This window comes from Mycolicibacillus koreensis (assembly GCF_002104795.1).
Lineage (GTDB): Bacteria > Actinomycetota > Actinomycetes > Mycobacteriales > Mycobacteriaceae > Mycobacterium > Mycobacterium koreense.
The window spans coordinates 15,663-42,434 of sequence record NZ_NCXO01000039.1 but is presented as its reverse complement, the minus strand read 5'-3'; the positions used below and the strand labels follow the sequence as shown (position 1 = coordinate 42,434).

At 65.6% G+C, this 26,772-nt stretch carries 20 protein-coding genes and 1 pseudogene; 12 read left to right on the top strand and 9 right to left on the bottom strand.

Translation table 11 applies throughout. From position 1 onward, the window contains the following. The 3 genes and pseudogenes from B8W67_RS20600 to B8W67_RS15575 form a co-directional block, all read right to left on the bottom strand. Positions 1-431: pseudogene (locus B8W67_RS20600) on the bottom strand (hypothetical protein); the annotation flags it as partial. A gap of 362 nt (positions 432-793) precedes the next feature. Beyond that, on the bottom strand, positions 794-1,348 hold the full coding sequence (locus B8W67_RS15580; protein ID WP_131814657.1) for a hypothetical protein: 555 nt from the start codon (positions 1,346-1,348) through the stop codon (positions 794-796). Between the two features lie 390 nt (positions 1,349-1,738). Further along, on the bottom strand, positions 1,739-3,841 hold the full coding sequence (locus tag B8W67_RS15575) for a TPR repeat domain-containing protein (protein ID WP_069391728.1): 2,103 nt from the start codon (positions 3,839-3,841) through the stop codon (positions 1,739-1,741). Positions 3,842-4,048: 207 nt separating this feature from the next. On the opposite strand from B8W67_RS15575, the gene B8W67_RS15570 reads away from it, so the two are divergent. The 12 genes from B8W67_RS15570 to B8W67_RS15515 all read left to right on the top strand — a co-directional run bounded on the left by B8W67_RS15570 (position 4,049) and on the right by B8W67_RS15515 (position 19,127). Next, positions 4,049-5,095: a hypothetical protein gene (locus B8W67_RS15570; protein ID WP_069391727.1), complete on the top strand. Its 1,047-nt coding sequence runs from the start codon at positions 4,049-4,051 to the stop codon at positions 5,093-5,095. A 34-nt stretch (positions 5,096-5,129) separates the two neighbouring features. Next, the gene (locus tag B8W67_RS15565; RefSeq protein WP_069391726.1) at positions 5,130-5,378 is read left to right on the top strand and encodes a hypothetical protein; all 249 of its coding nucleotides are present in this window, start codon (positions 5,130-5,132) and stop codon (positions 5,376-5,378) included. Positions 5,379-5,491: 113 nt separating this feature from the next. Next, entirely contained in the window at positions 5,492-7,168 is a 1,677-nt protein-coding gene (locus tag B8W67_RS15560; protein WP_069391725.1) for a PPE domain-containing protein, read from the top strand. A gap of 23 nt (positions 7,169-7,191) precedes the next feature. Beyond that, positions 7,192-7,515 (top strand): hypothetical protein, encoded by a 324-nt coding sequence (locus B8W67_RS15555; RefSeq protein ID WP_069391724.1) that lies wholly within the window; start codon positions 7,192-7,194, stop codon positions 7,513-7,515. Next, positions 7,509-9,341: a type VII secretion AAA-ATPase EccA gene (eccA, locus tag B8W67_RS15550; protein ID WP_069391723.1), complete on the top strand. Its 1,833-nt coding sequence runs from the start codon at positions 7,509-7,511 to the stop codon at positions 9,339-9,341. Before B8W67_RS15555 ends, eccA begins: the two co-directional genes overlap by 7 nt. Next, positions 9,338-10,867 (top strand): type VII secretion protein EccB, encoded by a 1,530-nt coding sequence (gene eccB, locus B8W67_RS15545; RefSeq protein ID WP_069391722.1) that lies wholly within the window; start codon positions 9,338-9,340, stop codon positions 10,865-10,867. Before eccA ends, eccB begins: the two co-directional genes overlap by 4 nt. Before the next feature lie 15 nt (positions 10,868-10,882). After that, positions 10,883-15,028, top strand: a complete 4,146-nt coding sequence (gene eccCa, locus B8W67_RS15540) for a type VII secretion protein EccCa (protein WP_069391721.1) — start codon at positions 10,883-10,885, stop codon at positions 15,026-15,028. 217 nt (positions 15,029-15,245) lie between these two features. After that, positions 15,246-15,596, top strand: coding sequence for a PE family protein (locus B8W67_RS15535; protein WP_234793852.1), 351 nt, complete (start codon positions 15,246-15,248; stop codon positions 15,594-15,596). 23 nt (positions 15,597-15,619) lie between these two features. After that, positions 15,620-16,960 (top strand): PPE family protein, encoded by a 1,341-nt coding sequence (locus B8W67_RS15530; protein WP_069391720.1) that lies wholly within the window; start codon positions 15,620-15,622, stop codon positions 16,958-16,960. A gap of 99 nt (positions 16,961-17,059) precedes the next feature. After that, on the top strand, positions 17,060-17,356 hold the full coding sequence (locus tag B8W67_RS15525) for a WXG100 family type VII secretion target (protein ID WP_069391719.1): 297 nt from the start codon (positions 17,060-17,062) through the stop codon (positions 17,354-17,356). Between the two features lie 35 nt (positions 17,357-17,391). Continuing rightward, entirely contained in the window at positions 17,392-17,679 is a 288-nt protein-coding gene (locus B8W67_RS15520) for a WXG100 family type VII secretion target (protein WP_069391718.1), read from the top strand. A 185-nt stretch (positions 17,680-17,864) separates the two neighbouring features. Next, positions 17,865-19,127, top strand: coding sequence for a type VII secretion target (locus tag B8W67_RS15515; protein ID WP_069391717.1), 1,263 nt, complete (start codon positions 17,865-17,867; stop codon positions 19,125-19,127). Positions 19,128-19,190: 63 nt separating this feature from the next. Here the strand turns inward: B8W67_RS15515 and B8W67_RS15510 are convergent, their stop codons facing one another. The 6 genes from B8W67_RS15510 to B8W67_RS15485 all read right to left on the bottom strand — a co-directional run bounded on the left by B8W67_RS15510 (position 19,191) and on the right by B8W67_RS15485 (position 26,566). Further along, on the bottom strand, positions 19,191-20,606 hold the full coding sequence (locus B8W67_RS15510) for a type VII secretion EccE family protein (protein WP_234793851.1): 1,416 nt from the start codon (positions 20,604-20,606) through the stop codon (positions 19,191-19,193). Between the two features lie 139 nt (positions 20,607-20,745). Beyond that, entirely contained in the window at positions 20,746-22,134 is a 1,389-nt protein-coding gene (gene mycP, locus B8W67_RS15505; protein ID WP_069391715.1) for a type VII secretion-associated serine protease mycosin, read from the bottom strand. Beyond that, positions 22,131-23,546, bottom strand: a complete 1,416-nt coding sequence (gene eccD / locus B8W67_RS15500) for a type VII secretion integral membrane protein EccD (RefSeq protein ID WP_069391714.1) — start codon at positions 23,544-23,546, stop codon at positions 22,131-22,133. Before eccD ends, mycP begins: the two co-directional genes overlap by 4 nt. 3 nt (positions 23,547-23,549) lie before the next feature. Continuing rightward, on the bottom strand, positions 23,550-24,815 hold the full coding sequence (locus B8W67_RS15495) for a MinD/ParA family ATP-binding protein (RefSeq protein ID WP_163797258.1): 1,266 nt from the start codon (positions 24,813-24,815) through the stop codon (positions 23,550-23,552). A 224-nt stretch (positions 24,816-25,039) separates the two neighbouring features. Further along, the gene (locus B8W67_RS15490; protein WP_085304874.1) at positions 25,040-25,873 is read right to left on the bottom strand and encodes an ESX secretion-associated protein EspG; all 834 of its coding nucleotides are present in this window, start codon (positions 25,871-25,873) and stop codon (positions 25,040-25,042) included. Between the two features lie 219 nt (positions 25,874-26,092). After that, complete coding sequence (locus B8W67_RS15485) at positions 26,093-26,566, bottom strand: DUF2231 domain-containing protein (protein WP_069391760.1); 474 nt, start codon at positions 26,564-26,566, stop codon at positions 26,093-26,095. Positions 26,567-26,772 lie beyond the last annotated feature (206 nt).

The window sequence follows — 26,772 nt, the reverse complement described above, 5'->3', positions numbered from 1 at the left end:
GTGTCGAGCGTTTGGTCGTAGTCGGGCCACTCGCGCGGGAACCAGCCCGCCCCCATAAAGCTCCAAAAGAAGCCCGTGACTCGCCAATCTCCGAAAACATCCTCCGAAGGGGTCCGCGCCCACCCCTCCTGCGGCGGCAGCGACAACTGGGACCGCTCCGGGACGGTCATGCTGATTTTCAGTGGGTAGATGCCGGCGTGGGCATCTGAATCGGAGATGGCACGCCAATTCGTCACCCAACCACTGTGAGCCAGCGTTGCTGTGGCGTAAAGGTAGGTGCAGACCACCATGGTGAGGTCGCTGCCGGATTTATCGACCGTCAGGATGCGGTTGTGATAGGTGCCAACGATCGGCCCGTACTTGACCTGTTCGGTGTCAGGCCATAGCGCCTCCGTGGCGGAGATTCCGCCGTTACCGGTGTTGTGGTCCACCGCATGATCAAACCCTGGATACAGATACCGATCATCGCGCATTGCGCTAGCCAGAACGTAAGACTCCACGTACGCGCGAGCCACCACCGCAGCACGCCCAGTTACGCTGATGCCCGGCTCAGCACTCCACCTCATCGTCAAATCAGCCAACTCCCCCGGCCACCCCGCAAGCCCACTGGGCTCAGTGCAGCGCACCGGAGCACACCCGCTCACCAACGAAACGACCGTCGACAGCATGACCGTCAGACAGGCAAAAAACTTTGTGCATCCTCTAGGGAGCAACCGGCTACCGCCAACATCCGCCCGGAAGCGGATGGCGAAAGACTTCGAGCACCGCGCTGCGAGACAATCGACCCGCCCGATCATGGTCTTACCTCCGGCCAGCCGGGATACGCCGGCAGCGTCGGGAAGTCGGAGCGCTTTGGGTCGGTGAGATTGTCGATCTCTCGGCGACGCTCCAGGGGATCGGGGGCGCGTTCCGCGCAGGTGTCGAGCGTTTGGTCGTAGTCGGGCCACTCGCGCGGGAACCAGCCCGCCCCCATGTAGTCCCAGAGGAAACCGGTCACTCGCCAATCTCCGAAAACATCCTCCGAGGGGGTCCGCGCCCACCCCTCCTGCGGCGGTAGCGACAGCTGGGAGCGTTCCGGGACGGTCATGGTGATTTTCAGTGGGTAGATGCCGGCGTGGGCATCTGAATCGGAGATGGCACGCCAATTTGTCACAAAACTACTGTGGCCCGGCATTGCTGTGGCGTAAAGGTAGGTGCAGACCACCATGGTGAGGTCGCTGCCGGATTTATCGACCGTCAGGATGCGGTTGTGGTAGGTGCCAACGATCGGCCCGTACTTGACTTGTTCGGTGTCAGGCCATAGCGCCTCCGTGGCGGAGATTCCGCCGTTACCGGTGTTGTGGTCCACCGCATGATCAAACCCTGGATACAGATACCGATCATCGCGCATTGCGCTAGCCAGGACATAAGACTCCACGTACGCGCGAGCCACCACCGCAGCACGCCCAGTTACGCTGATGCCCGGCTCAGCACTCCACCTCATCGTCAAATCAGCCAACTCCCCCGGCCACCCGGCAAGCCCGCTGGGCTCAGTGCAGCGCACCGGAGCACACCCGCTCATCAACACGATGAGCACCGACACGACGGTTACCAGACGCGCTAAATCCCTTATCCCCGGTCTCGAAATCGACGGGCGACTTGCACAGACCGATTCTGAATTACCCCTTGATGCGCTACAGACGTCCACTGAATAGCGGGCTTCCAGCAGCTTTAACGCTCGCACGTTGCTTTATTTTCCCTAAGGGCTTGGCCGGGGATCATTGACAATATTGTCGTACACCTCTTTCATAAAATCGCTCTGAAAGTCAAATCCCAACGATTCCTTCAAAGCACGGGCGATTTCCTCTTGATACGCTCCGACCTCGCCGTTACTTGCTACCACTTCATCCACGGTGAGCATGCGTTCCGGAAGATTCGGGCGTAAGAATTCCCAGGGGAATCTGGTATCCGGCACCAAATATTTCTCGGATATCTCGGTTTCATAACCTAACATGCGGAGCGTATTCAGCATTGCTGCATCAGCCCGACTCGATGCGAAGGTATCCATATTATGTTCCGCAGCCAATTCCGGAGAAGGCCCTACAATATCATTTTCAAGGACTGCGCCCAGCGCTGCTAAACCGGGCCCTATATACGGGGTAGCGCCAAGGATAGAGACTCCGGCTTGATACGCCGCTTTCTTGGTCTCGTACTCGCTGACATCGTTCCAGTAGCCGTTCTCGGTGTTCGCTTCCACCGCGTTATGCACGCCAACATCTACCAATCCACGCAGGGTTGCACTATCGAACAGTTCGGCCGGTTTCGAATCAGAGTGGGGGTGCAGTGCAAATTCTCGCTCTTCGAGGATCGCCCGAGCGTACGCCGCTCCGTTGAACTCTTCCGCCGCCGACTCGTCGGTGTTGAGCACCGAAAATACCCCTTTAGCCACAGGCGATACTCCCGATTCTATAGGGGTCCCGTCGTCGAGGTGTTCTCCGAATTCAGGCGGGCCGCCCGAGACGCCGCTGATGTTGTTGACATACGGAACCAGCCCGTGCGCCATGTCCCTCACAAGTTCGGGGTTGAGCTCGCCAAGCGAGTGCAGCCCGAAACCGACGATCGGCAGATGGTTTAGTTCCTTCCCATGCGCTCCCAGGTAAGCGCTGAGATCGTGCGCGGTCTTCCCGGCGATCTGAGCTTCCGCACCGGTAGCGGCGTCATGCGTCCAACTGAACAGTGCACCGGCGGCATCGCCGTGATCGGGCCAGACTGTGTGGGTGATGTCCCACAGGAACTTGTCATCGGGCAAGCCGTCGATCTCGCCGGTCACCGCATCGTGGATTGCATAGTGGTCGGGGGTGACCGCGGAAAAAACCTGCTCTGCGGTCTCTCGCAGATAACATGACCGGTGAAGGGATTCGTGCCAACGCTCGCCGGACTTGTTCGCCATAGCATGGCGCGACGCGTCCTCGAATCGTGCATCGTCCGTGGCAGTATCCGCGCGGACCAACAGGTGGCGATCGAGTTCGGTGTTGTGCTGCAACGCCGCACTTCCGTCCTCGACCATAGCGGCGGTCAGACGCAGATCCCCGTGTTGGACGCTCTCGGGAAGCTGTGCGAACCCGCCTTTGACGATTTCCTCGGGATTATCCAGCGCCCCCACCGTCAGCTCGGTCTTATCGAAGCTGACCTGCGGGTTGCTCATCAACTGCCAGGAATCGGCGATGAGGTTCTTGTCGTCGCCCAGCCCCTGTTCGACGTCGCGCAGATCGCGGAGCTTCATGCCGTGCTGCTGGGCTTGCATCTGGCTCAGATACGACATTTGGGCCGGCGTCAACCGCACCTGACGACCGGCGTCCAGATCCGCCTGTTGCTGATCATCAAGCGTCAACGCTTGCCGTACCCGCGCGAGCTCCTCGTCGCTGGCCTCCCCGGCCAGCACTTGGTGCACGTCGTGCTCGGCTTGGGCTCGCCGGTCGACGTCATCGTCGGCGGCACCATCGCCATCATCGTCATCGAGCGAGTCCTCGTCGTCGCCGGGGCCGTCCTCACCGAACAGGAACGGCCCTTCCCGCCAACTCAGCGCCGCAGCCCGGTCTTCGGCCCGGTACTCCCCTGCCGCCTCATCGAACCGCTGGGCGTAGGTGGAGAACCGCTGCGTCATTTCCTCCAACGGCTCCTGAAAGTCGAGTGCGGCCGCCAACGTGCCGGCAACCACCGGGAATCCCATCGTCCCGTGGGTGGCCTGCACCGCCCGCACCTGATCGAGAAACTCCGGGCCCAACCGTTCCATCCGCTGGCTCAACTCGGCATACCGGTCGGCCACCGCCGTCAGATCCGTTGGCTCGACATTCAAACCCATACGCGCACCCCTCACCGTGGTGAGCGCAGCCTAACGTGCGCAAACTCCGATGCGGAAGATATTTGGCGGCTCAATTCTGGTGGATCGTGCGGCACCACCGCAGCCACACTGGTTGAAAAGCGCTGGTCGGCCTCGAGTGGGGCGCTTATGCTGTGGCCAGCATCAAACCCGCCGCCATCGGCGGTCGGCATCGACTAGAGGACGACGATGACTTCAGGCATAGAACAGGCATCGCAAGAGCTCTATCGCCGCTACTTCAGCCAGTTCGGCACCAACCCCCTGGACGGTGGCGGGTTCCGTTTCCTCGCTGAACTTGCCCGTCTCGACAAGGGCGATGTCGAGGGCATCCGTCGCTTGGTCACGGCGTTGAACTTCTCCACCCGGGTCGTCCCGCCCTACCTGCGGGCGACGGCCTCAGACACCGTGCCGCTCAACAACACCGCGTGGGCTGCCGAGCGCGCCGCAGATGCCACCGACGCCAGCGCCCGAATCAACGTCGCCGGTGCTGACCGGGTTGCCGCGATCTCCCGGCGCGAAGCCGCCGAGATCGCTGCCGTGCCCGACCCGGATTCGCCTGCCGGACAAGCGGCCATCCTGTCGATCATCGAGAAGTACCAGAACGAGGCGGCGCAGGTCATGACCCGCTCGGCGGCAGCCCAACAACAAGCCGGGCAGCAGGCCGCGTCCTCCGGCAGTGGCGGCACCGGCGGCAGCGGGGGCGGGCTCGGGCAGATCGGTCAGCTGCTCTCCTCGTTGCTCGGTTCGCTCACCGGCGGCGGAGGCAGCAGTGAGGGGGCCGGTAACCCGCTCAGCTCCGCTTTGGGTGGGCTGCCGCTGAATTCGATGCTGGGCTCGTCGCTCGACCCCGACGCATTGTCGCCGTTTGAGACTGCCTCCGATGTCGCCGACGACGCCGGAGCCGACGGCGACGACACTCTGATCGCGGGCCCGGCCGCAGCCCCGCCCGCCGGAGCTGCCGGCAGTGCATCGACGACTTTGGCCTCGGCCACCGCCCAACCGCCCGCTGCCAAGCCGACCACCGTCGCAGCGCCGGCCGCGGCGCACGACGGTGACCGCGACCAGCGCCACAACGAGTCGCCGGCCCGGAGCTCCCCTGCCGCCCCGGGCGGCGCCGGACCGACCAAACGCAGCCCCACACGCGTGGTATCGGCGTCGCGAAGCTCTGATTCGGACCGTCGTGAGCCCGGTCTCCACGACGACAGCGCCGCGACCGAATCCGCCGCGTCGACCTAGCCGGTCGCAATCCAACTGCGAGGCGCTCCCCCTAGTGCACGAAATCATGGTCAGCCAGGTCGACATCGACGGCGAGGTCATCACCACCGCCGCCACCGATCCAGAGGTGATGGCGGTGTCGGTCCGAACGACCGGTGAGGTCCTTGATGTCCACCTCGCCCCTGGTCGGCAAGGGGCGTTGTCGGTTGAGGAGTTGCGGGAAATTTTCGTCACCTGCGCGCAGGCTGCCTTCGCGCAGCGTTACGATCCGCTCATCGCGGATGACGCCGATCAGTCGGTATGAAATTTCCCGTGCAACGGCCCCGGGGGCCCGTGTCAAACTGAGGCGGTAACGGCGCCGGGGCAATGAGGCTGGGCCGACGTCGTGTCCGAGGTCCGCGTGAGGAAGGGGTCCACATGGCGTTGGCAACCTCCGGCCTGGACGTGGAACCCGAAGGCCTCGACGCGGTCGCCGAGCTGATCGCGACGGTCGGGCGCCTCCTTGCCACCGGCCTCGATGAAGACGTGAGCCCGTGCGGCGGTGATGCCGTGTCCGAGGCGATCATGGCCAACCTGAATGCACGGCTGCGCTGGCTGGTGAGCCACTTCCACGCCGGCCACGACCAGGCGTCGGCAGCGGCCGACATCGTCACCGACAACGCCCGCGCCTACCGCCACGAAGACGCCGTGGCCGCCGCGGCCTACACCGGAACCGGCCCCGCCGCGACCGCCCCCGCTTCGGCGGTGTCCCCCGGCCCTGTGCGCGCCCCGGACCGCGCCCCGGCCACCCAGCCGATTCCCGATATCAGCGGAACCGACGGCGAGGAGCTGGCACGGGCGCTGGAATCCGGTGCCGGGCCCGGTCCCGCTCTGGCGATGGCGGCGCGGTTGACCGCCCTGGCCACCCAGGCAGGCGCCGCCAGCAGCGAACTGGCGGCCGCGCAAGCACTGCTGATCTCCTCGGGGGAATCCGCGGTTCACCCCCCGTTGATGGCACGGTTGACCAGGGCGTTGACCTGGAGCACCGCGGTTGCCGGGCATGCAGCGGACCTGTCCGCCTCTTTCACCGCTGCTGCGGGCGCGTTCAGCGCCACCTACGCCGCGGTCGGCCCCTCGCCGGGCTGGCGGGGCCTCAAGTTGGCCTACCGGGAAGCCCTCGCGGAAAGCGCGGCAACGCTGGGCGCCGCGCAACCCAAAGCCGACTCCCTCGATGCCACCTTGACCTCCTGGCAGAACGAGAGCACGGATGCGGTCAGCGGCTACCAGGAAACCGGATACACGGTGGGGACCCACCCCGGGGATCTGCCGGGCCCCGGACTGGCCCCCGACGGCGCCGGTGGCGACGAACCGGCCGACGGCGGCGGCGACGACGAGGGCCCCGATGAGGGCGATGCCGAACCACCCGATCTCGGCGAGGGCATCGACGATGCGGCGGCCCGCGAACTCGGCGCCGCCGAAGACACACCGCTGGAGGCGCTGGATGAGGCGCCGACGGGGATCGAGGAACTGCTCTCACCGCTGTTGGGTTCACTGGGGTCGCTGGGTCAGGCCAACCCGTTGCAATCGATCGGAAAGCTCGGCGAACAACTCGGCCAGCAGGTCGGTCAATTCGGCCAGCAGGCCGGTCAGCTCTTCCAGCAGGCCGGCAAACTCGGCCAACATCATCCGGTCTCACCGATCAAAGCGAATCCGCTGGCCAACACTCATCTCAGCGGCGCACACGGCGGCGGCAAGGGGGTCACTCCCGGCGGCGGCATCCCCGGTGGACCCCACACCTCCTCGGCACCACCGGCCCCATCGGCGTCGCCGACGCCCACCCAGGGCAAGCCCGCAGCGGCCATGCCGAGCGCAAGCAGCGGCGGCGGGTCCGGGATGGGGATGATGCCGATGAGCCGCGGAATGGGCAGCGAGGCAAAGTCTTCGGCCGTACCTCAATACCCGGGTGAACCGCTCGACGACGTACCGAACCACGGCACTGCCGGCGTCGTCGGCGAAACCACGAAACCCGAGCCCGCTGTGGATCCGTCAACGAAGAAGGCGGTGTTGGAACGTCTCGCCAAACGGAAACTGCACGCCGCCGACGATGACCAGTGATCCCACCTGTTGGACCGATAGCAATGGACATCCCCCTTCATCCCGCGCTCGTCGCCGAACTGGACCGTGGCGCGGCGTTTCTCGACCAGGTTCGCAATGCGAGAAAAGCCATCGTGGACACCCGGATTACAATCCCGTTTCCCGACGGCGAGGGCGGGGTGGAGTTCAGCGGCGACGGCATGGTGGTCGACGCCGATTTTCCCGACGACCTCATCGATCGCTACCCGGGTGAGGACCTGGCTGAGGTGCTCACCGCAATCTGCCAGGAGGCGTACGCGCAGTTGACCCGCCATGCCGCCGCAGTCACCGCCACGGTGCTTCCCGACGACGGTGGGGAGCCATGGTGATCGACCGCGACGCCATCGACCTCTTCACCCGCAGCTGCGCCAATTTGGGCGCCACGGTCTTCGGACGAACGCAGATCCCCGACTTGCGCATGGCCCGTGACGGATTCATGCGGTTGACCGGGCGCTACGCCGAGCAATGCGACGGCTGGCGCGGCCTGGCCGCCGCCGGTGAGACCTCCCGCGATGTCTTGGAGAACGCCTACCGCAGCCTGGAAACCTTCGGAGAGTTGTTGACGTCCAGCGACGTCGCCGAGGACGCCCTCAACTTCGTCTTCGACAGCGGTCTGTACATCAACCTTCCCGCAATCGGCAGCGACGGTGTTTTGCTGGCGTGCGCGGCCGCGCGCGCACATGCGGGCGAATACGAAAGCGCCCACACGCTTCTCGATAATCGTCTGCTCAGCGCGCACCCCGCTTGGGCAGGATGGGTGTTGGCGGTGGTCTACTGGCGCGCGGCCCGCTGGCACGACGTTCGGCGGGTGCTTTCGGGGATCCGTCTCGACACTTCCGATGTGTACCTGCGCCAGGCGGTGGCGGTCGCCTACGGGATCGCGGGCGCCTATCTGGGGCTGTGGGAGCAGGCTTTCGAACTGCTCCACAGCGAGGGGCGCGGTCCGGTCCCCGCCGCCACCGCAGAGGCGCTGCTGATCGCGGCGTTGTGTGCGCGGGTTCTGGACCGCCAGCAGGAGTCCGCGGCGCTCTTGAACGAGGCGTACGCGGTCAACGACGTCAGCGACGCCGTTCGCTCCCGGATCGCCAACGCTCTGTCCGATCCCGACTTCGGTATTTTGGCGACCACCGCCGCTCGGATCGACGCCCGCAGTGACTACTGGGATCCGGCGACCGAACCCGGAGAACGGGAGCACACCCGCCAACTGGGCGCAGAACGTCGCGAACAGTTGAAAGCCGAAGCCACCCGCGAACTGGACGCCTTCGTCGGGATGGTCGACGTCAAAGACCAGATCGCGAAGCTGGAGTCCAGCGTGCGCGCCGCCAAGCGCCGCAAAGACCTGGGGATGCCGGCCAACAACCGCTCGCTGCATTTGGTCCTCAAAGGCCCACCCGGGGTTGGGAAGACCACGATCGCACGGGTGATCGGCAAGCTCCTGTGCGCTGCGGACGTCCTTCCCAGCGATACCTTCATCGAAGCTGGCCGCGGCGATCTCCTCGACAAGGTGATCGGCGGCTCTGAGGCCAAGATCTTGAACATCATGCGCAGCATCATCGACTCCGGTGGCGGCGTGTTGTTCATCGACGAGGCCTACACGCTCACCGACTCGGGTTCGAAAAACGATTTCGGCCCGCTGGTGATCGGGGAACTGATTCGCTACATGGTCGACTACGCCGACGTGTTGATGGTGATCGTCGCCGGATACGCCGACAAAATGGACGAGTTCCTCGACTCCAACGAAGGCCTGCGCTCACGATTCGGTCGTGAGATCGAGTTGCCTTCTTACACCGCGGCCGAATTGGTCGAGATCACCGAGCGCGCAGCCGCGCGACGCGGCAGTGTTGTCGCCGATTCTGCCGCCCTGACCACGATCTACCACCAGCTCTCGACCGCGATTGTTTCTGACACCGGGGGGCGGCAACGCTGCGCGCTCGACGTCGCGGGTAACGGCCGATTCGCCAATACGCTTCTGGAACGCGCCGAAGAAGAACGGGACCACCGCCTCGACATCTCCGGGGCACTCGACGACCCCGACGCATCGGCGGAATCCCTGCAAACGATCACGGCAGCGGATATCGACGCCGCTGCGACACTGTTACTCCGCAAACAACGCATCACCCTCGCTGCTGAATCCGCGGCCGAGGCCCGGCGATGAGCACAAACCTCGGACAGCAGGACCGTCCGCGTCGCGGCTTCAAATCGAAAAGCCCCGTCCTCGGGACCAACACGGAACCGGACACGTCGGCTCAAAAGGGATGGGGCTCGGTCACCCGCCACCAGATCTCGGGCTGGCGCTTCCAGATCCGGCGCCTGAGCAACGGGGTGGCTCTGCAGGACACCAGGATGTTGGCGGATCCACTGCGCCGCCAATCACGGTCGCTCACCGTCAGCGTGTTGATCGCGGTCGTGTTGCTGGCGGGCGCCTTCGTACTATCGATCATCAAACCCGCCGGGGCCGGCGGCAACCGCCCGTTGCTGGCCGACCGCTCCACCAACGCGCTCTACGTCGTCGTCAACGACCAGCTACATCCGGTTCTCAATCTGGCCAGCGCCAGGTTGATATTGGGCAAGGCCGCCGAGCCCACCACGGTCAAACCCGCGGAGATCGACAGCTTCACTCTCGGTAACACGTTGGGCATCCCCGGTGCGCCGTCACGCATCGTGCAGAGCCCCGACCGGGATGCGCGCTGGCTCGTCTGCGACGCGGTGTCCGGACCGGAGTCAGGAACGACGGTGATCGCCGGTGACCCGGTGCCCGGGCCCGGCCACGCGACCTCGATGCCGGATTCCCACGCCTTGCTGGCCACCGCCAACGGCGGCAAAAACACCTGGCTGATCTGGGACAACAAACGCGCCCGCATCGATTTGAGTGACACCGCCGTGGCATCGGCCGTGGGCATCAACCTCGACACGCCTACGCCGCGCCGCATCGATCGTCAACTTCTGAATCTGATTCCCGAGTCCGAACCGCTGGGTGTGCCGTTCCTGGCCAATGCCGGTGACCCGCCGCGGTTCGTCTGGCCGAGCACCAAACCCGCACCGCCGATCGGGTCGGTGGTCGTCGATCACGAAGGGGATCGACTCCGCCACTACGCCGTGACCGCCGAGGGGCTTCAGGCGATCCCCTCGGTCGTCGCCGCCATGCTGCGATCGTCGAACGCCTACGGACTGGTGGAGCCACCCGAACTGACCCCCGACGAAGTCGCCAAGGCTCCCGCTGTGCGCCCGATTCCCGTGGAGGATTATCCGAGCTCGCCTCTGACCGTCATCGACCCGGTCACCGAGCCTGTGACCTGCGGCCAGTGGGTCAAACTCGACGGTGCGCCCACCTCGAGTCTGACGCTATCGGTCGGCCAGCGCCTGCCGTTGAGCGCTGACACCGCTCCGGTGACACTGGTCGGCGCGGGCCCGACCACTGCCACTCGCGTGGCACTTCCACAGGGCAGCGGTTACTTCGTCCAGGTGACCGGCCAGCACCCACAGTCCAAGACCGCAGAATCACTGTTCTGGGTATCGGATCTCGGTGTGCGGTACGGGATCGCCGACGACGCTGAACAGCCGGGGAAAAACGCCGCCGCTCTGGGAATGACGGCCAATCCGGTCCCCGCACCGTGGGCGGTGGTCAGTTTGTTCCAGGCCGGGCCCACCCTGTCCAAAGACGATGCGCTCGTGGCGCACTGAAGAGAGCCGTAGTCCATGCGCGAGATGTTCACCCCCAGGCGCCGAATCGCGGGCCCGATCCGCCGCGACGAGAAGTTCCTGATCGATCCGCCCCCGGAACTGCCGCGCAGCATTCAGGTCGGTGCTGTCCGTAAAGCCCTGCCGTTCGTGTTCGGCGTGGCGATCGTCGGGATGATCATCATCATGTTCGTCTCCGGTTTCCGGCAGATGAACCCGATGTACCTGTTTTTCATGGCCATGATGGCGCTCGGCCTGTTCCAATCTCTGCAGGGCCAGGGTGGAAACGCCGAAATGTCCACACCGGAAGTGAATTCCGAACGCGCAGAGTATCTGCGCTACCTTTCGGCGACAGCACTCAAGATCCGATCCGCCGCCGACAACCAGCGAGCGAGCGCCGAGTGGTCCCATCTCGACCCAGAACTGCTCGATGCCGTCGTCGGGTCTCCGCGAATGTGGGAGCGCGGCTCCACCGACCCGGACTATCTGCGAATCCGCGTCGGCCGCACCGAAGTCGCCCTGACCAGCCAAGTCAAGGTGAAACCGGTCGACTCCGAGCTCGACCTCGAGCCCGTGGCGAAAACGTCACTGCAGCATATGCGAGCCGTACAGCAGTCAATCCCTCACTGTCCGAAGGCGATCGACCTCTCCGGAATCGGCCTGATCAGCATGTACGCGGAGCCCGAGCTGTTCGCCGCAACGACACGGGCATGGATCTGCCAGCTCGCCTGCTGGCACACTCCCACCTCAGCCTCGGTGGTGGTTGCCTCCGGTCAGCTGGAGACCCACTGGTCCTGGACGAAGTGGCTGCCCCACACCGAAAGCCCTGACATCGACGGGGCCGGACCGGCCCGCTATCTTGCGACCTCGCTGCGAGAAGCCGAAAGCATGCTCACCCCGCTCCTCAACGAAAGGTCCGAGCTGGTCAGCGCCACGGGCAGCCCCACCGCCGAGGGCCCGTCGAAGACACAGAAGCACATCCTGATCGTCGTCGACGACCCCGCGGCCCCGATGCCGCTGCTCAAGCGAATCGGCGCACGCGACGGGGTGACCGTCGTCGCCCGCCGCGGCGGCGACGGCCCCGACCGCGACCAGGCCAGCCACCCCCGTGAACTCATCGTTCGAGTGGTGCGCTCCGGCGACGGCACCGTTGGCATGCAGGAGTGGCACAACTTCGGCTGGCGGGCCTTCTGCAACGAACTGGACCTCCTCGACGTCGGGATCGCGAGGAACACGGCACGGTTGCTCTCACAGTGGGACATCGGCGCGACAGGCCGCCAAAACTCCGAATCGCAGGCAGTGCAAAGCTTATTGGGGTTGCTGAACATCGAGAATGCGGCGCGGTTGGATGTAGCAGCACTGTGGGGCGATCGGCCCTTCGAGGACCAGTTACGCATCCCGGTCGGACTGCAACCGGGCGGGGCCCCGTTGATCATCGACCTCAAGGACGAGGCCGACGGCGGCAACGGGCCGCACGGGCTGATGATCGGCATGACCGGGTCGGGGAAATCAAAGCTGCTCACCGCCATCGTTTTCGGCCTTCTGGTGCGCCATTCCCCCGATGTGGTTCAGGTATTCCTGGGAGACTTCAAAGACGAAGCCGGCATGGATGCCTTTTCCAGTTATCCACACACGGTGGCGGTCGTGTCGAACATGGAGGAGAAGCGGTCACTGGTCGAACGATTCGGGGAGACGCTGTTCGGCATCCTGGATAAACGCGGAAGAACGTTCAAGGAAGCCGGTAACCGAATCAAAGGGGCGGCCTTCGAGAGCTTGCGTGAATACAACGAAGCGCGCGCGGCGAACCCAAATGCCGACCTGCCCCCGATTCCGACGATGTTCGTCATCCTCGATGAGTTCTCGCTGATGCTCAAGGACCACCCGAACATGGCCGAGGTCTTCGACGTCGTCACCCGCAAGGGCCGCTCATACGGGGTGTTCTTCCTGTTCGCCAGCCAGACGCTCGACGAAGGCGTCATCAAGAAAATCCCCGATAACACCCAGTACCGGTTCGGGCTGAAGGTCGCCTCGTCGTCCATCTCGCGACGGGTCATCGGCAATGAGGACGCCTACCATATTCCGGACGGGAAACAGCACAAGGGAACCGGATACTTCGTCCGCGCACCGGGTGCCGAGCCCACGAAGTTCCGTGGATTCCTGCTGCCCGACAAGTACGAACCTCCGGTGACGATCGACCGGAAGGTGATCACGGCGCGGCCACGGGTCCGTCTGTTCACCGCCGGGCAGGTTCGGCGTGACGCCGACACCGTCATCGAAGAGGTGGTTGCCGACGATTCCGTGTTGCAGGGGCCCCCTCGGTCGTTGGTCCTGACCGTGGGGCCACAGTTGGCCGCGGCCTGGGGCAGGCCTCCCGAACAACTCTGGTCTCCCCCGTTGGATGATCCGATCCCGCTGGATTCGGTGCTGCGTCAAGCCGAGGGCATGCGCGCACCCGGGGCCTCCGGACTACCGTGGTGGCCGCTGGGAGAGGTGGACCGGCCTCGTCAGCTCAGCCACGGGCTGGTCACCTACAGCCTCGACCAGGGCAACGTGTCGCTGATGGGGATGCGCAGCTCTGAGCTGTCCATGGTGATGCAGACGTTCATCTTGTCGGCTGCTTACCGCTACACCCCGCAACAGATCGGTTTCTACGTGCTCGCCTATGGCGGGCCGGAGTTGACCGCCCTCAAGGACCTGCCACACGTCGGAGCGATCGGCGGGCGCGACCGCAACGAGCTGGGGGTTCGAATCTTCGGCGATCTGGACGCGATGCTGGCCCATCGGCGCCGACTGTTTCACGCCCACGACATCGCCTCAATGGACGAGTACCGCCGGCGGCGCAACGACGGTGAGGCGGACCTCGATGACGGCTACCCCACCGACATCTTCCTGATCGTCGACGGCTGGGAGGAATTCCTTTCCGACAACACCTCGCTTCTGAACCCGAAGAACCCACAGATGCAGAACGTCGAAGAGATGTTGGGCAGCGAACACGGTGTGCACGTCGTGGTGACCTCCGCCGATTGGCTCAAGCTCGGCATGACTTTGCAGAGCCGGCTGAGCTGCCGGTGGGAACTCAAGCTCGCGGGTGTGGCATCGTCGCAGGTCCGGCCCCGGATGGAAGACGGCATGCTGCGCCCCCAAGAGCGTATTCCGGCCAATGAACCCGGACGCGGGATCAACAGTGTGGGCGATGTCATCCGTTTCGCTGTCGGTCGCCTGGATGGCCAGTCCTCGACCGCCGACCTGGATCTCAAGGTTCGCGAGGCCGTGGCGCAGATCAGCGCGCACCACGCGGGTTCGCGACCGACTCCGACACCGCAGCTGCTGCCGATGTTCATCGACGCACCGACACTTGGCGGGGGGCATCTCACCGGCGAACGGTTCGCGCTGGGGCTCCGCGGCCGCGACCTGGATCCGGTGATCATCGATTTCGCCGAGGACCCCCTGCTGGCGGTGTACGGCGACAGCAAGACCGGTAAGTCGACCCTGGTACGGCACCTCATGCGGGAAGTCTTGGCCCGGCGCGCCGGTGACCCGAGCCGTTCGATCCTGATGGTCTGCGACGTTAAACGCCGGCTCAGCGCCGAGACGCACCTGCTGATCGAGGGGGAGGACTACTACGAGACCGATCCCGGCTCCATCGCCGAGCGGTTGATGGCCCTCGACGCATTACTGCGCCAACGCACGCCGCCCAGGGATCTCGGCTGGCAGGCCAAACGCGACTGGCGTTTCCACGGCCCGGTGGTCTACTTGTTCATCGACGATGCGGACGTGGTGCCGGCACAGGTCCAGATTCAGCAGCCAGCGACGGCCGGGGACGCCCCCGCCCCCCTGTCGGGCCAGTCGCTGACGGTGCCGACCTGGGCGCCGCTGGCTCAGCATCTCGCCAACGCCCGTGACATCGGCCTGCGGGTTATCGTCGCCCACAAGGCCGCGGGTTCCTATCTCGCCGAAACCACTCCGAACTCGGTCCCCGGCCAGATCGCCACACAGCGCGCCAACCGCATCCTGCTGTCGTCCCGGTCGACCGGCGACAAGATCGGAGGCATGAAGTTCGAGGACTCCCTGCCCGCCGGGCGCGGTTATCTGATCGCCACAACCAGCGAGAACGAGGGGTATGTGCAGTTGGCGGTGCCCGCCGACGGACCGATCGGGCGGTGACCGACGGACGTCGCCGCGTTGGGCGCCGGCCACCCGGTTCCACAGTCTCAGTGTCGAGTTGACATTTAACGTCGTCGTCGCGATCGCAAAAAAATTTGTGTGCGGACCCTCCCGATGTCCGGTTTATGCTTTTTTCGACGCCAATGATCGTCTACTCTCGGCAGCATTCTGGCCGGTCCGCCTAGGCCGCGGGAGCATTCGGTGATCCGGCGAACATATGGAGAAGCACGAGACCGACAAGGGGGCCCCGGCCATGCCATTCCTCGACGTAACACCCGAAGCCCTGTTAGCCGCATCGGCGGAGGTCGAGGCGCTGATGGCCCGGATGACGGCCGTCAACGCCGTGCAGTCCGCGGCAAGCGCTGCGATTCTGCCCCCCGGTTCCGATCCCGTTTCGGCCAAGGTGGCGGCCACGCTGATCAGTCACGGTGCTGCACACGAGGTCTCGGCTATTTTGGGCAACGAGGAGTTGCTGCGCTCCGGGCTTGGCGTCGCCGAGTCGGGCGTGAGCTATCTAGCCGGCGACGTCCAAGGCGTCGCCGCCTACGGGGCGACCCTAGGCCTGTAGGACCGGCGACGGTTGCGAACGCCATGACCCTCCCCCTTCCGCCGGTGTGGATGGCCGCACCCCCCGAAGTCCACTCCACCCTGCTGAACTTCGGCGGGACGCCGGTGGGTATCGAGATCGCCGCCACGTCCTGGAAGGATCTGGCGGCCCAATACACCGCCGCGGTCGCCGAACTGGAAGCCCTCCTGGCACAGATCCAGGCCACCTACCAGGGGCCAACCGCCGAACAATTTGTCGTGGCCCACCAGCCCTATCTGGTGTGGCTGGGTACGGCCGGGGCAAAAGCGGCGATCGCCTCAGCCGCTCACGACACGATCGCCGCGGAGTACGGTTCCGCGGTCGCCACGATGCCCACACTGGGTGAACTCATTTCCAACCACGTGATCCACGGGGTGCTTGTCGGAACCAACTTTTTCGGCTGCAACACCGTCCCGATCGGGATGAACGAAGCGGACTACGTGCGAATGTGGGTCCTCGCCGCGGATGTCATGACGCTGTGGGATTCCGCCTCGACCGCCGCGGCCGATTCCATCCCTCTCACCCCACCGTCACCGATTCTGGTCGTTCCCGGCGTTTCCGAAGCCGGGGACGCTGTGGCGACGGCAGCGGGTTTCGGTACCCAGGCCGAAGGCGAACTGGCTGGCACAGCGGTCACCGGTGCCGATCTGATGAGCAACAAGCTTCTGGCCGGCAAGGCCGCAAGCGGCCCGGCTTCCCTCGCCGATGGCGGCTGGCCCACTTCCCCCGCCCAACAGTTCGGCGACCCCGAGGAGGTGGGGCAGGGACTGGAACCGGAGTCCATGGCGTCCGGGCTGTTTCAGCAGTTCGCCTCTGCCGGGCCCTCGGTCGCCCAGTCGGCATTGTCCAGTCTGCAGGGGTTCGGCCCCCAGGAGATCCTGTCCAGCGCGCCACAGCTTTTGTCGTCTGCACCGCAGCAATTGGGTCAGTTGCTGACCGGTTTCGGCGGCAGTGGCCTGGGCAACGATCTCGGGAACGCGGGAAACGTCATGCCTGTCGGCTTTTCCGGTACCTCGCCCGTCGGCGGCATCAACCCCGCCGGCCTGACCAGCTTGGCGGGTGGGGCTTTCGGTTCCGGGCCCACCCGTCCGAATTTACCCTCTACCTGGGGCTCCGCTCCGAGCACTGCGACGCAGCCCGAGACTCCGCGCCCCGTGCAGAATCTTTCCGCGTCCGCCGGCGTTCCCGGGGCCAGCGCCGGATCCACCGGCGGTGGCGCCGGGATGCTCGGCGGCGCCGGTCAGCGACGCAACGGCGCCTCCTCCCGAGCGGTCACGACCTATGCCGACGATGCCGAGGACGACGGCATCGAGTTCAACCCGGCGTGGAGGGGGTCGTCACTGTGAATCCTTGACTAACCGCTGAAAGGGCGGCGCCTGGCAGACCAGAATTGTCGCCGCCAAAGGTTGTAACCCCGCAATTTTCCCCAGAAAGGATCGACTGACATGGGTTTACTCGACGCTAATATCCCGGCATTGCTCACTGCAGAGTCGGCGTTCGGTACCAAAACGACCCTGATGCGAAGCACTCTCGCCCAAGCCGAGCAGTCCGCCTTGGCATCGCAGGCATTCCACCAGGGTGAGTCCTCGGTGGCGTTTCAGGGCGCACACATGCGCTTCATCGAGGTCGCCAGCAAGGTGAACGCCTTGCTGGACATCGCCCAGGCCAACATCGGAGAAGCCGGCACCACCTACGTGTCCTCTGACGCGGCCGCCGCTGCCACCTATAACCCCAGCTTGTAAGCCGCCCTCCCGCACTCCACCGAAAGGACCGATCAATGTCTCAGATCATGTACAACTACCCGGCGATGCTCGGCCACGCCGGCGAGATGACCGGCTACGCCGGCACCCTGCACGCCCTCGGCGTCGACATCGCTACCGAACAAGCAGCGCTACAGGCATCGTGGCAAGGCGATACGGGGATGACCTACCAAGCCTGGCAGACCCAATGGAACTCGGCGATGGCGGACCTCGTCAGTGCCTACAACGCGATGGCCGGCACCCATCAGTCCAACACTCTCAATATGCTCAGCCGGGACCAGGCGCAAGCAGCGAAGTGGGTCTAAACCGCCATACGCCCGGATAGACCGCGCGCCGCGCGGGGTGCTGGCCGGTCTCACCTGCCGTCGGTTCGAGACGACCGCGTCTTCGAGACACGGTCGGCTCCCCGCGCATCACGGAGCTGGTAGGCCTCCGGCCCGGTGGTGATGCACACGACGACAATTGCTCCCCAACGCGGTGGAGGTTGAGTATGGGCTTGCAGGTCAATCCCGCCGACCTGCTGCGTGTCGCCGACGTTTACAACGAATTAGCGCTGCGCACAGCAGCACTCGGTCCGCGCGCCGCTGAGGAGTTGCACGGTGTCCTTGCCACTCACGGCACCATGGGGTTCCCGGTGGCCGTCGGCATTGCTGCGGGTTTGACGCCACACGAAGACGCGCTGACCGTGAAGGCAGCCGACTTCCAGCGCGACGCCGAGTTGTTCACCGAACACGCCGACGCCTATCAGGATGAGGACCGAGCCGCCGCGGATCGCCTACGCGGCGACTCCGACGACCGTGAACCGTCCAAACCGCAGATCCAAGCCGTCGACAACCGAACCGAAAAGGCCGAACCGGAACCCGAGGATAACCGGCGACAGAACCAGATCGACGCGTTCACCGAGGTCTACGGTCGCGCTCCGGTCACCGCCAACGACTGGCGGATGGCTGCCCAACTAGACCCGCACAGTTACAACACAAAAAATCAGGGTGCACCACCCAATGTGGTGGTCGGACGTATCGACCCGGTTGAAGGCCAAGGCATTGTCCGCACCAACCTGTTCATCCCCGGCGAGAGCGCCTGGACACCATCCGGTGACAACCTCGGCGATAACCGGGGTTTCAGCCCGACCGCCGGGCCCGAAGACTCGCGGGTCAGCATCTACGTCGATTTCGACAACGGTTTCATCGTGGCGCGTCAGAACCCGTCGGTGATGAACGACCAGGTCGACGTGGGCACACCCGACATCCGCGTGAGCCAGAATCCCGCGGGGTCAGTGCTCATCGAGTACCACGCGGCGGATCCGTTCTCACCCGGCGGGGAAGCCCTGGCGAAGGACACCCCGTGGAACGTCAACGGGCGGATCGTCGTGAAACCGACTGATGTCGGCCCCATTACCGGTGGACAGGTATCCGACTTCCCGGCGATCGAAATCTACAGCGACCGCGGTGCCGACACCACTGCGATCGGCAAGATCATGCCCGAGAACACCGGTCAATTCGGCCCCCTGGTGGGGTTACCGTTCACCCAACAGATCGGCCCGGGACTGATGACCGAGTTTCCCGAGCAGGTGTATCCCCCGCCCGCCGGAATCCCCGCACGGACGCCTGCACCCGGCGGCCAGATCCCCGGCTTCGACTCGCCGGGGGCTGTCGGACCGGTGGCGCGGCCGCCATCGGGAATCATCATCCCTTACCCCTCAGCGGAACTCGGACCTGCCGATGATCCTGTTCGGGTCCCGGTAGGTCAATGAGTCCGACCGATGAGACGGCGCTACGCGCGGCCGCGGAAGACTGTTTCGCACGGGTTGACCGGCCTACAGCTGTGTGCTCAGCCATTCGGCGCCTCGCGGCGTCGTGACGGTTAACAAGTCCTTGCGGCGGTCCTGGGTGATGACGACCGTGGTCGGCGGCGCAGGCGCATTCTGCGGGCGACGCAGGGCCACGGTGAAGGCTCCCGTCGCTATGGGCGGGTCGACGCTGCCATCGGTGACCACGATGGTGTCCTCCGTCGCGGTCGATGGATTCAACAAAACCTGCTGAGGAGCAGCGTGATTGGCCAGCTGGGTCCACCGGTTCGGGATCGCGGTGTAGATCGCAATCGGAAGTCCGGACAACGCCAAGCGTCCAACGATCCCGACATGGAACTCACTGGTGCCGGTCACGGTGATGCGGACGGGTTCGGCCGATTGAACCCCGAGGTAGATCGGCTGACGGCTGCGGTTGCGCCCCAAGGGCACCCCGGCGGCTGCAGTCGGCCACTCGACGCTCCCCAGGTCGACCACGGCCGATCCGGTACCTGCGGGTCGCGGCACCTCGTCGCCCGCCTCGAATCCGTGGACGGTGAGCGCCTTCGCTGCGAGATGGTGCAGGCCGTGAAAACCACGCAGCCCCGCCAGTGGCACCCGCGGCGGGCGGGTGGGGGTGACCGTTCCGAGGCAGGCTTCGACGCCATACGCCTGACCCGGGTGGGGACGAATGGTGACCGTCATCCACGTGGCCTTCGCGGTCAACGTCGGCAACTGGTCGATGATCGCGGCCACACGCTGCGGGTCAACTGTGTACACGGCGCGGAAGCCGTCGGAATGCTCGGTCCCCGTCCAGCACTCGCGGCGTCGCCGCGCCGACGGCGCAACAAACCGTGGGAGTGGCGCCTGCCGGTCATGCACCGTGGCCCACCAGCCACGCTCCCGGAACTCTGCCACGAGCCTGCGGGCGGTGACCTCGGCGAGCACGGCACGGCCGGGGACATCGCCGCCCTCCCCCTCGCCATGGGCTCCGACCGTGGTGCCGCGCGCCAGGAGCGCGGCGACGTTGTTGTCGGCACTGAGCCGATACGTCAGCCACGTGTCCCGGCGCTGCGGTGTCCGAGCCGTCACCAGCGCAGCGACCGCGGTGCGTAAGGCGCTCGGCGGAGGCGTAGCGGTGACCGAGCATACGGTCAGTTCGTCGATGCGCACGCCGTAGCGATCCAACCACGACGTGACGAACTCCCACGGCAACTGGTCGCGCCCGTCGCCAGGTGTGCTCAACATGTGGGCTTGGGGGCGCAGTTGGATCACAATGCGGGCCTGCAACGCGGTGTCCGGGTCGGCACATTCCTCGGCTTCCGCGACGGGCAGTGGTGCACCGCGCCGGCGACGACGGTTGCGCCACATCATCGCCGTCCAACGACGCGCCGTCGTCGCCAGGCGCTGCCCATGCCATGAGCCGAGCGATGCGACGAGCACCACACCGCCAATCGTCCAGTGCCACCAGTGTGGGCGCGTCCCCTCTGGGACGAGGAACGCCCATCCGCCCAGCAGCACCGTGGTCAGAACGGACAGACGGACCCAGCCCGGCCCCACCGGAGCGAGCCGTGGCCGAAACCGCCTAAACCCGGTCACGCCCGCGCCGATTCCCGATGACGGCCACTGCAAGTAACGCGCCCAGCGCGAGGGTCCCTCCGACACCCAAAGCTATTCGGCGGGGCCACGGATCTTCTGGGGGTACCGGTTTCGGCGCCTCCACGCGTACCACCGGCATCCGGGAAGGCAGTTCCTCGCCATCGGGGATATCCCAGGTCAAGGCCGCCACCGGGTCGATCACACCGGCACCGACCACGTTGGACGGCGACCGCGCCGGGTTGTGGGCCGATGCGGTGATCCGATTGAGGATCTGGTGTGCGGTCAGCTCCGGAAAACGGGCGCGCAGCAGTGCCGCCACCCCCGACACGTACGCGGCCGCGAAACTCGTACCGTTGATCGGCACCAATGGCTCTTTGCTGGACGGCTGGCCATTGATCAGACCCGAACCGGGGGCGTTCCCCAGCGAGACGATGTTCTCGCCGGGGGCGCCCACCCCGATCCAGGGCCCGGCCATCGTGAAGTTCGACGGCTGCCCCTCCGGCGTCAGCGACGCAACCGACAAGACGTAGGGCTGCCAATACGACGGGGTGGAGATGGTGTCCGCACCCGCCCAGTTACGGGGGTCGTCAGGCCGGTTCGGGTCGGTCAACGGGTTGCTCTGGCAATTGCTGTCTCCCGCATTGCCGGCCGCGGCAATCACCACGATGTCTTTGTCGATGGCGGCGTACCGCAGGGCGGCCCCCAGCGCCGACTGGTCGACGTCCTTGTACACCGGGATGCAGTCGGTGATCGAGATGTTGATGACCCGCACCCCGTCGATGTCGGCCGCGTGGCGTACGGCCCGCGCCAGGGTGGCGATGTTTCCGGCGGTCTTCGCCTGCTGCGGGTCGCCTTCGGTCACCGCCTTGGGAGACCACTGGATCGAGGTTTGCCTGATGGAGGTCAACGCCGCCTCGGGCGCTACGCCACTGAATCCGTCTTCGCCGGGCGCCGCGGCGATGATCCCCGCAACGGCCGTGCCGTGGCCGTCGCAATCCACCAGGCCGTTGTCCCCGGACGCCGGATCGATGTAATCGCCTCCCCCTTCCAACTGCGGCAGGCGCGGTTGGGGCGTGACGCCGGAATCGATGAGGGCCACCCTCACTCCCGCACCCCGGGACAGCTTCCAGGCGTCGGGAAGGTTGAGCATCGCTTGGCTGGCGGGAACGGCGGCCGGATCGAATCCGGGTAGCGCGCCGTTGAACGAGCAGGTGCCATTTTGCCGCATCTCGCGGTCGGGGCCCGGGGGTCCGTCATCCGGCAGCGCAGCGGGGTCGGCTACCGGATAAGTGAGTGCGTCGGCCACCGGCGCCGGGGCGCACAGCGCCAGGAGTATGACCACGGTGGTCACTGCACCAATCCGACGAGCCGTCATAGCGGACTCCGGTTGCGAATCAGGCTGATCAGGCCGACGAGCCAAACCACTGTCGGCAAAATCGTGTACAGCAGGACGTTTTCGAAGATATCCAGATAGCCGCGCCGAGGGATCGACAGGGCGCCCGGCGTCGCGACACCGGCGATGATCAGCAGCGCGGTCAAACCGACCACCACACCTGCCGCCCAGACCGCGGCGACCATGTGATCGGTGGCGGCGAAGGAGGCCGTCAGCGCAACGGCCGTCAGCAACGGTGATGCCAGAAACCACAGGGACGGGACGGCGGCGCCGAACAATCGGATTCGCAACACTGTCACCATCCCGACCGCGACGACCAACCACCAACACAGCAACGACGGCGCGTCCGGCAACCACACCACCATGACGGAGCCGATGACGGTAAGGACGACCGAACCGCTGACCAGGCCGGCCTGGAACGACTGTGACAGCGCTGCCCTGCGCGGTAGATCCTCGATCTCGGCCAACGTCAGCGGCGCGGGAACCCGCTCACCGGGCGCCGGCACGTAGAAAAACGGGAATCGAGCCAACACCGGTGCGAACGTCGGTGCCTGGATCGCGACGATCAATGCCACGGTCAGCAGCGCACAGCCCAACGTCAAATACGGGAAATTCCAAAGTATCCGGGCTGCCGCGGCCAGACCAACCGATGCGCTGACCAAAACGACCGCGGCGTGCGTGGCGACCCACCGGGACGAGATCGCCACATGCAGCAGAGACCAGGCGAACAATCCGGCGGCGGCCAGCACCAGGCGCGGGGCGGGGGTGCCCGACGGCAGTGCGGCGGCCAGCGCCAACCCCAGCGGCAACACGGTTGCCACCCCGAGGATGCCGGACGCCTGTCCATGATCACGGCGCCCCAAAAGCGCGGTCGCGACGGCCGATGTGACGGCAAGGGCACCGAACGTTCCCTGCGCCCATACTGGATATCCCGAGTACCAGCCGTATCCGGCCAAGCCACAGAGCAACACGAGGGCAGCCACCCCGACGACCAAGGCTGCGGGCCCCAGCATGGTCGACGGATCGAACACGCTGGTCTGTTGTGAGGAGTGAATGGCTGCCGCATCGGCGATGTCCTCGACGACCGGCGGCGCGGCAGGCCCGGGCGGCAACACGCACAGCAGTAGTTGCTCTCCGTCTTTGACCGCCATCGTTTCCAATGTCGCGTCCAAGCTGAACGGAGTGCCGGCGAAGGGCCGCAGCGAGTACGGCCTCACAGGCTCGGCAGCCTGCTCCGACGAGAGGTCGTCGTCGTCGCGCCCACTCGCCAGAACTCTACGGACGACCGGTATCAATTCTCGGATCGAGACTTTGGTCGGCAGTGCCAGATCAGCGGCTGAGTCGTCACCGATGACGGCGACCCGCACCAGACCCGTGGCGATTGCTGGATCCATCTGTCAGTAGACCCGAACTCGCCCTTGACCGTGGCGGACCGGGTAATGATCGGCGACCGCTCCGGCCAGTCGGAAAAGCGCTTTGCGGGTCCGCGCGCGCAACGCCTCGTGGTCGACCGCGCTCCCCTCGGCGAGATGCGGGTCGTAGGGCACGACGACCACCTCAGGAACCATTTGGCGGAAAAGTTCCTCTGCCGCTTTGAGGTCGATCAACGGCTTACCCCGATCGGTCGCATTGAGAGTGACAACCGTGTGCTGGAGTAAACGTCCAAAGCCGTGGGCGTGCAACCATTCCAACGTGTTGCGCGCACCGACGACACCGCGGGTGTTCTGTGCTGCGACAACGACCAACGTATTGACATCGTCAGCGATCGCCGCGAACAGCGGCGCGGTGATGGACGTGCCGCAGTCGAGCAGAACCACGTTGTAGTGGGTCTCCAGGATGCGCATCGTGGCGGCATAGTCCGGAACGTTCAAGGTGTAGGTCGAGCGCGGATCGTTTTGGGAACTCAAAGCTTCCAGTCGCGCGCGATTCTGTACAGTATGCTCGCGAACTCGCGCGTAGCGGCCGCTGTCCCGAAGGCTGGCCATCTGCTCGATGTTGGCGCCTTGCCCACCGTCCTCGTCGAAGCGCGCGGCGAGATCACCAAGATCGGTGTTGACGTCGACCGCGATCACCCGGTCACCGCGCTCTCGGGCGATCACACTACCCAGCGCGACCGTCATGGTGGTTTTGCCAACGCCCCCCTTGGCGGAGACGAACGCGACTTTGTTGACCCCGGTCAACGAACTGCGGACCTTGGTGAGCAACTCCTCGTGCTTCTCTTGCTTGGCGCTCGGGCCCGGATTGATCCGGCCGCCGGTGAGCTTGGACAACCAGCGGCGCCACCCCCCTGATGCGGCCGGCCGGCGGCGGCGTGTCACCAGGGCGTCGCCGTCGTCGCGACGGTGACCCTCCCCCCCGGTCCACGGCTGGAATTGCGGTGTCGGAGCGGGCGGTGCAGGGCCGGGTCCGCCGAATATCCCCGCCTGCGCAGGTGCGGCCGCCTGCGGCGGCTGATCGGTAAAGAACGGCTCGATGACTTCGGTCCGCTCCGACTGCGGCGGTACGTAGCCTGCCTGTGAGTATGCGCCGGGAGCGGCGGGCGTGTGGCTCAGTTCGCGGCCGCCGGGCTCGCCAGGATTGGAGGGCTGCCATGCCCCCGGACCGCCGCCCGCCCCGGTGCCCGACGGTGGCCGGTGTTGCGGTTGCTCGTCGAGCGACGCCATCTCCCGGGGAGGCGGCGGAGGGTGTTGGCGACTCCACACCGGAACGCCGGGTTGCGCCGTTTCATCGCCGGGCTCGTCACGCGGGCGAAGCGGACGCGTCTGCTCCGGCGGTTGCGCCTCAGTGGGCTGCGGGCCGGGGTCCGGGTCGGGCGGGTTTTGGTCTGCATCACCGCCGGGTTCTGAGGGAGTGCTCATAGCTCCTGCCAAGCTTTCCGATTCGGGGTTCAGATGGTGAATGATTCGTCGGGAAACCATGCTCGCGATGGCAGCCGTTCGGTGAGATCACGCAACGCGACCGCCACCGCGAACGGCTCGGCCGGCCGGAACACCGATACACCGCTGGCCCGCGGCTCGTCGGGGTCCGGACTGACAAGAATGCGGCCGATCTCGGTGTTGATGACGTTGACGCAGACATCGGTGGCCTGCCGCGACCCCTCTGGTAGCTGCTCGTGGGCCGTGATCTCGACGAACGGGTGGTCGCCGGAGCGGGCGATCTCCATCACTTGCGCATCGGGTTCGGGAACCCCGGCCTGGGCCAAAACGGCACCGATGTCGGCGCCCGCGGCGATCTGCTTGTCCAAGGTCACGCCAAGCTCCATCGGCAGTGAGAACTCGGCGAACACAGCCGGTTGCTGATCATCGAGCCCGACGGTGACCACCGGGACCAATGCCTCACTGCTATCGAGTTGCATCGGGGTGAAGGTCACCATCTGCGCATACCGGAGGGCCACCACAGCGGCCCCCGAGTCACCGTCGCGCACGAGGACCCCACGCATCACCTGGTCCTCGTCGACGACGGTGAGCCACTCCAACCACTGCCGCGCTTGGCATATTGCACGGACGCTGGCGGCGACCGCGGGTACCACGACCTCGTAGTCATCGATGATCCCCTGCTCGACCAATTCGGCCGTGCAACGCTCACGGAAGTCGGTGTACGCTGCGGGATCGGTGTACGGCGCGGTGATGGCCAATTTCCACGGATAGCTGCCGGCCCGTAGCAGGTCGGCCAAAAACCACGCCTGCTCAGCACTAACCTCCACTGCCTGATGCCGGCTCATGTCCCTCACCTCGTACGTCGGATCTCGATAGCGCCAGCCGGGCTGATTCATCTACCCGCAACCCGCGATCACCACTGCCTAGCCACGCTGAGTTTAGGGGATTCCTGCCCACCGTCTCGACGAAAATTCTCAAACCTGCCACCACGACGATCGTCGAACGAAACAGCTCGTCAACTGCGCCGATAGTCGTTCCTCGACGGCCGGCGACGGGCCCGACCCCTAGCCACCGATCGACGGGACGAACGACCCCCACGCCGCGCGGGCCCCGGAGTCACCGGTGCGATACACCTGCACCAGTGATGCGACCGAGGCGGCGAGCACCACCACCACGATCAGCGCGTGCACGACCGGCGTCAGCGCCTCGCGGCTCCGGCGCACGTGCAGCACCGCCAGCAGGATCACCGCGACGAGCAGCGCAGCCGCGAAATAGCCCATGGTGTCGCCCAACTCGGCATGGTGATCCATCATCGCCGACTGCTGATCGGCATGGTCGATGAGCCACTCCCCCGACTTGACGGTCACGACCGTCGCCGCGGCGGTCGCCACACCGAGCACCACCACGAGCCACACCAGCCGCTGGCGCGCGGCCGGCCACACCGCGCACAGGATCGCCAGCAGGGCGGTCAGCGGCATGAGCACCACCACGAAATGATTGATCAGAATGTGGGCGGGTAACCCATCGATCACCGACACCGGTGCCCCTTTCTCCAGGCTCGACGAGAGTCTGCGATCTCGGGCCGATTGGCGGCCGTACTGTGTCTGATCGTCATCATCGCACCCGGGGCCGCCGGCCACGAGGGATCCGCGCCAAAACACCGACAACATGTTTGCTGTGCGTTGTTCAGCGGGCATACCGACCTCTATTGATCCTAGAATGGGAGCTGGTTGGGATTTGCTAT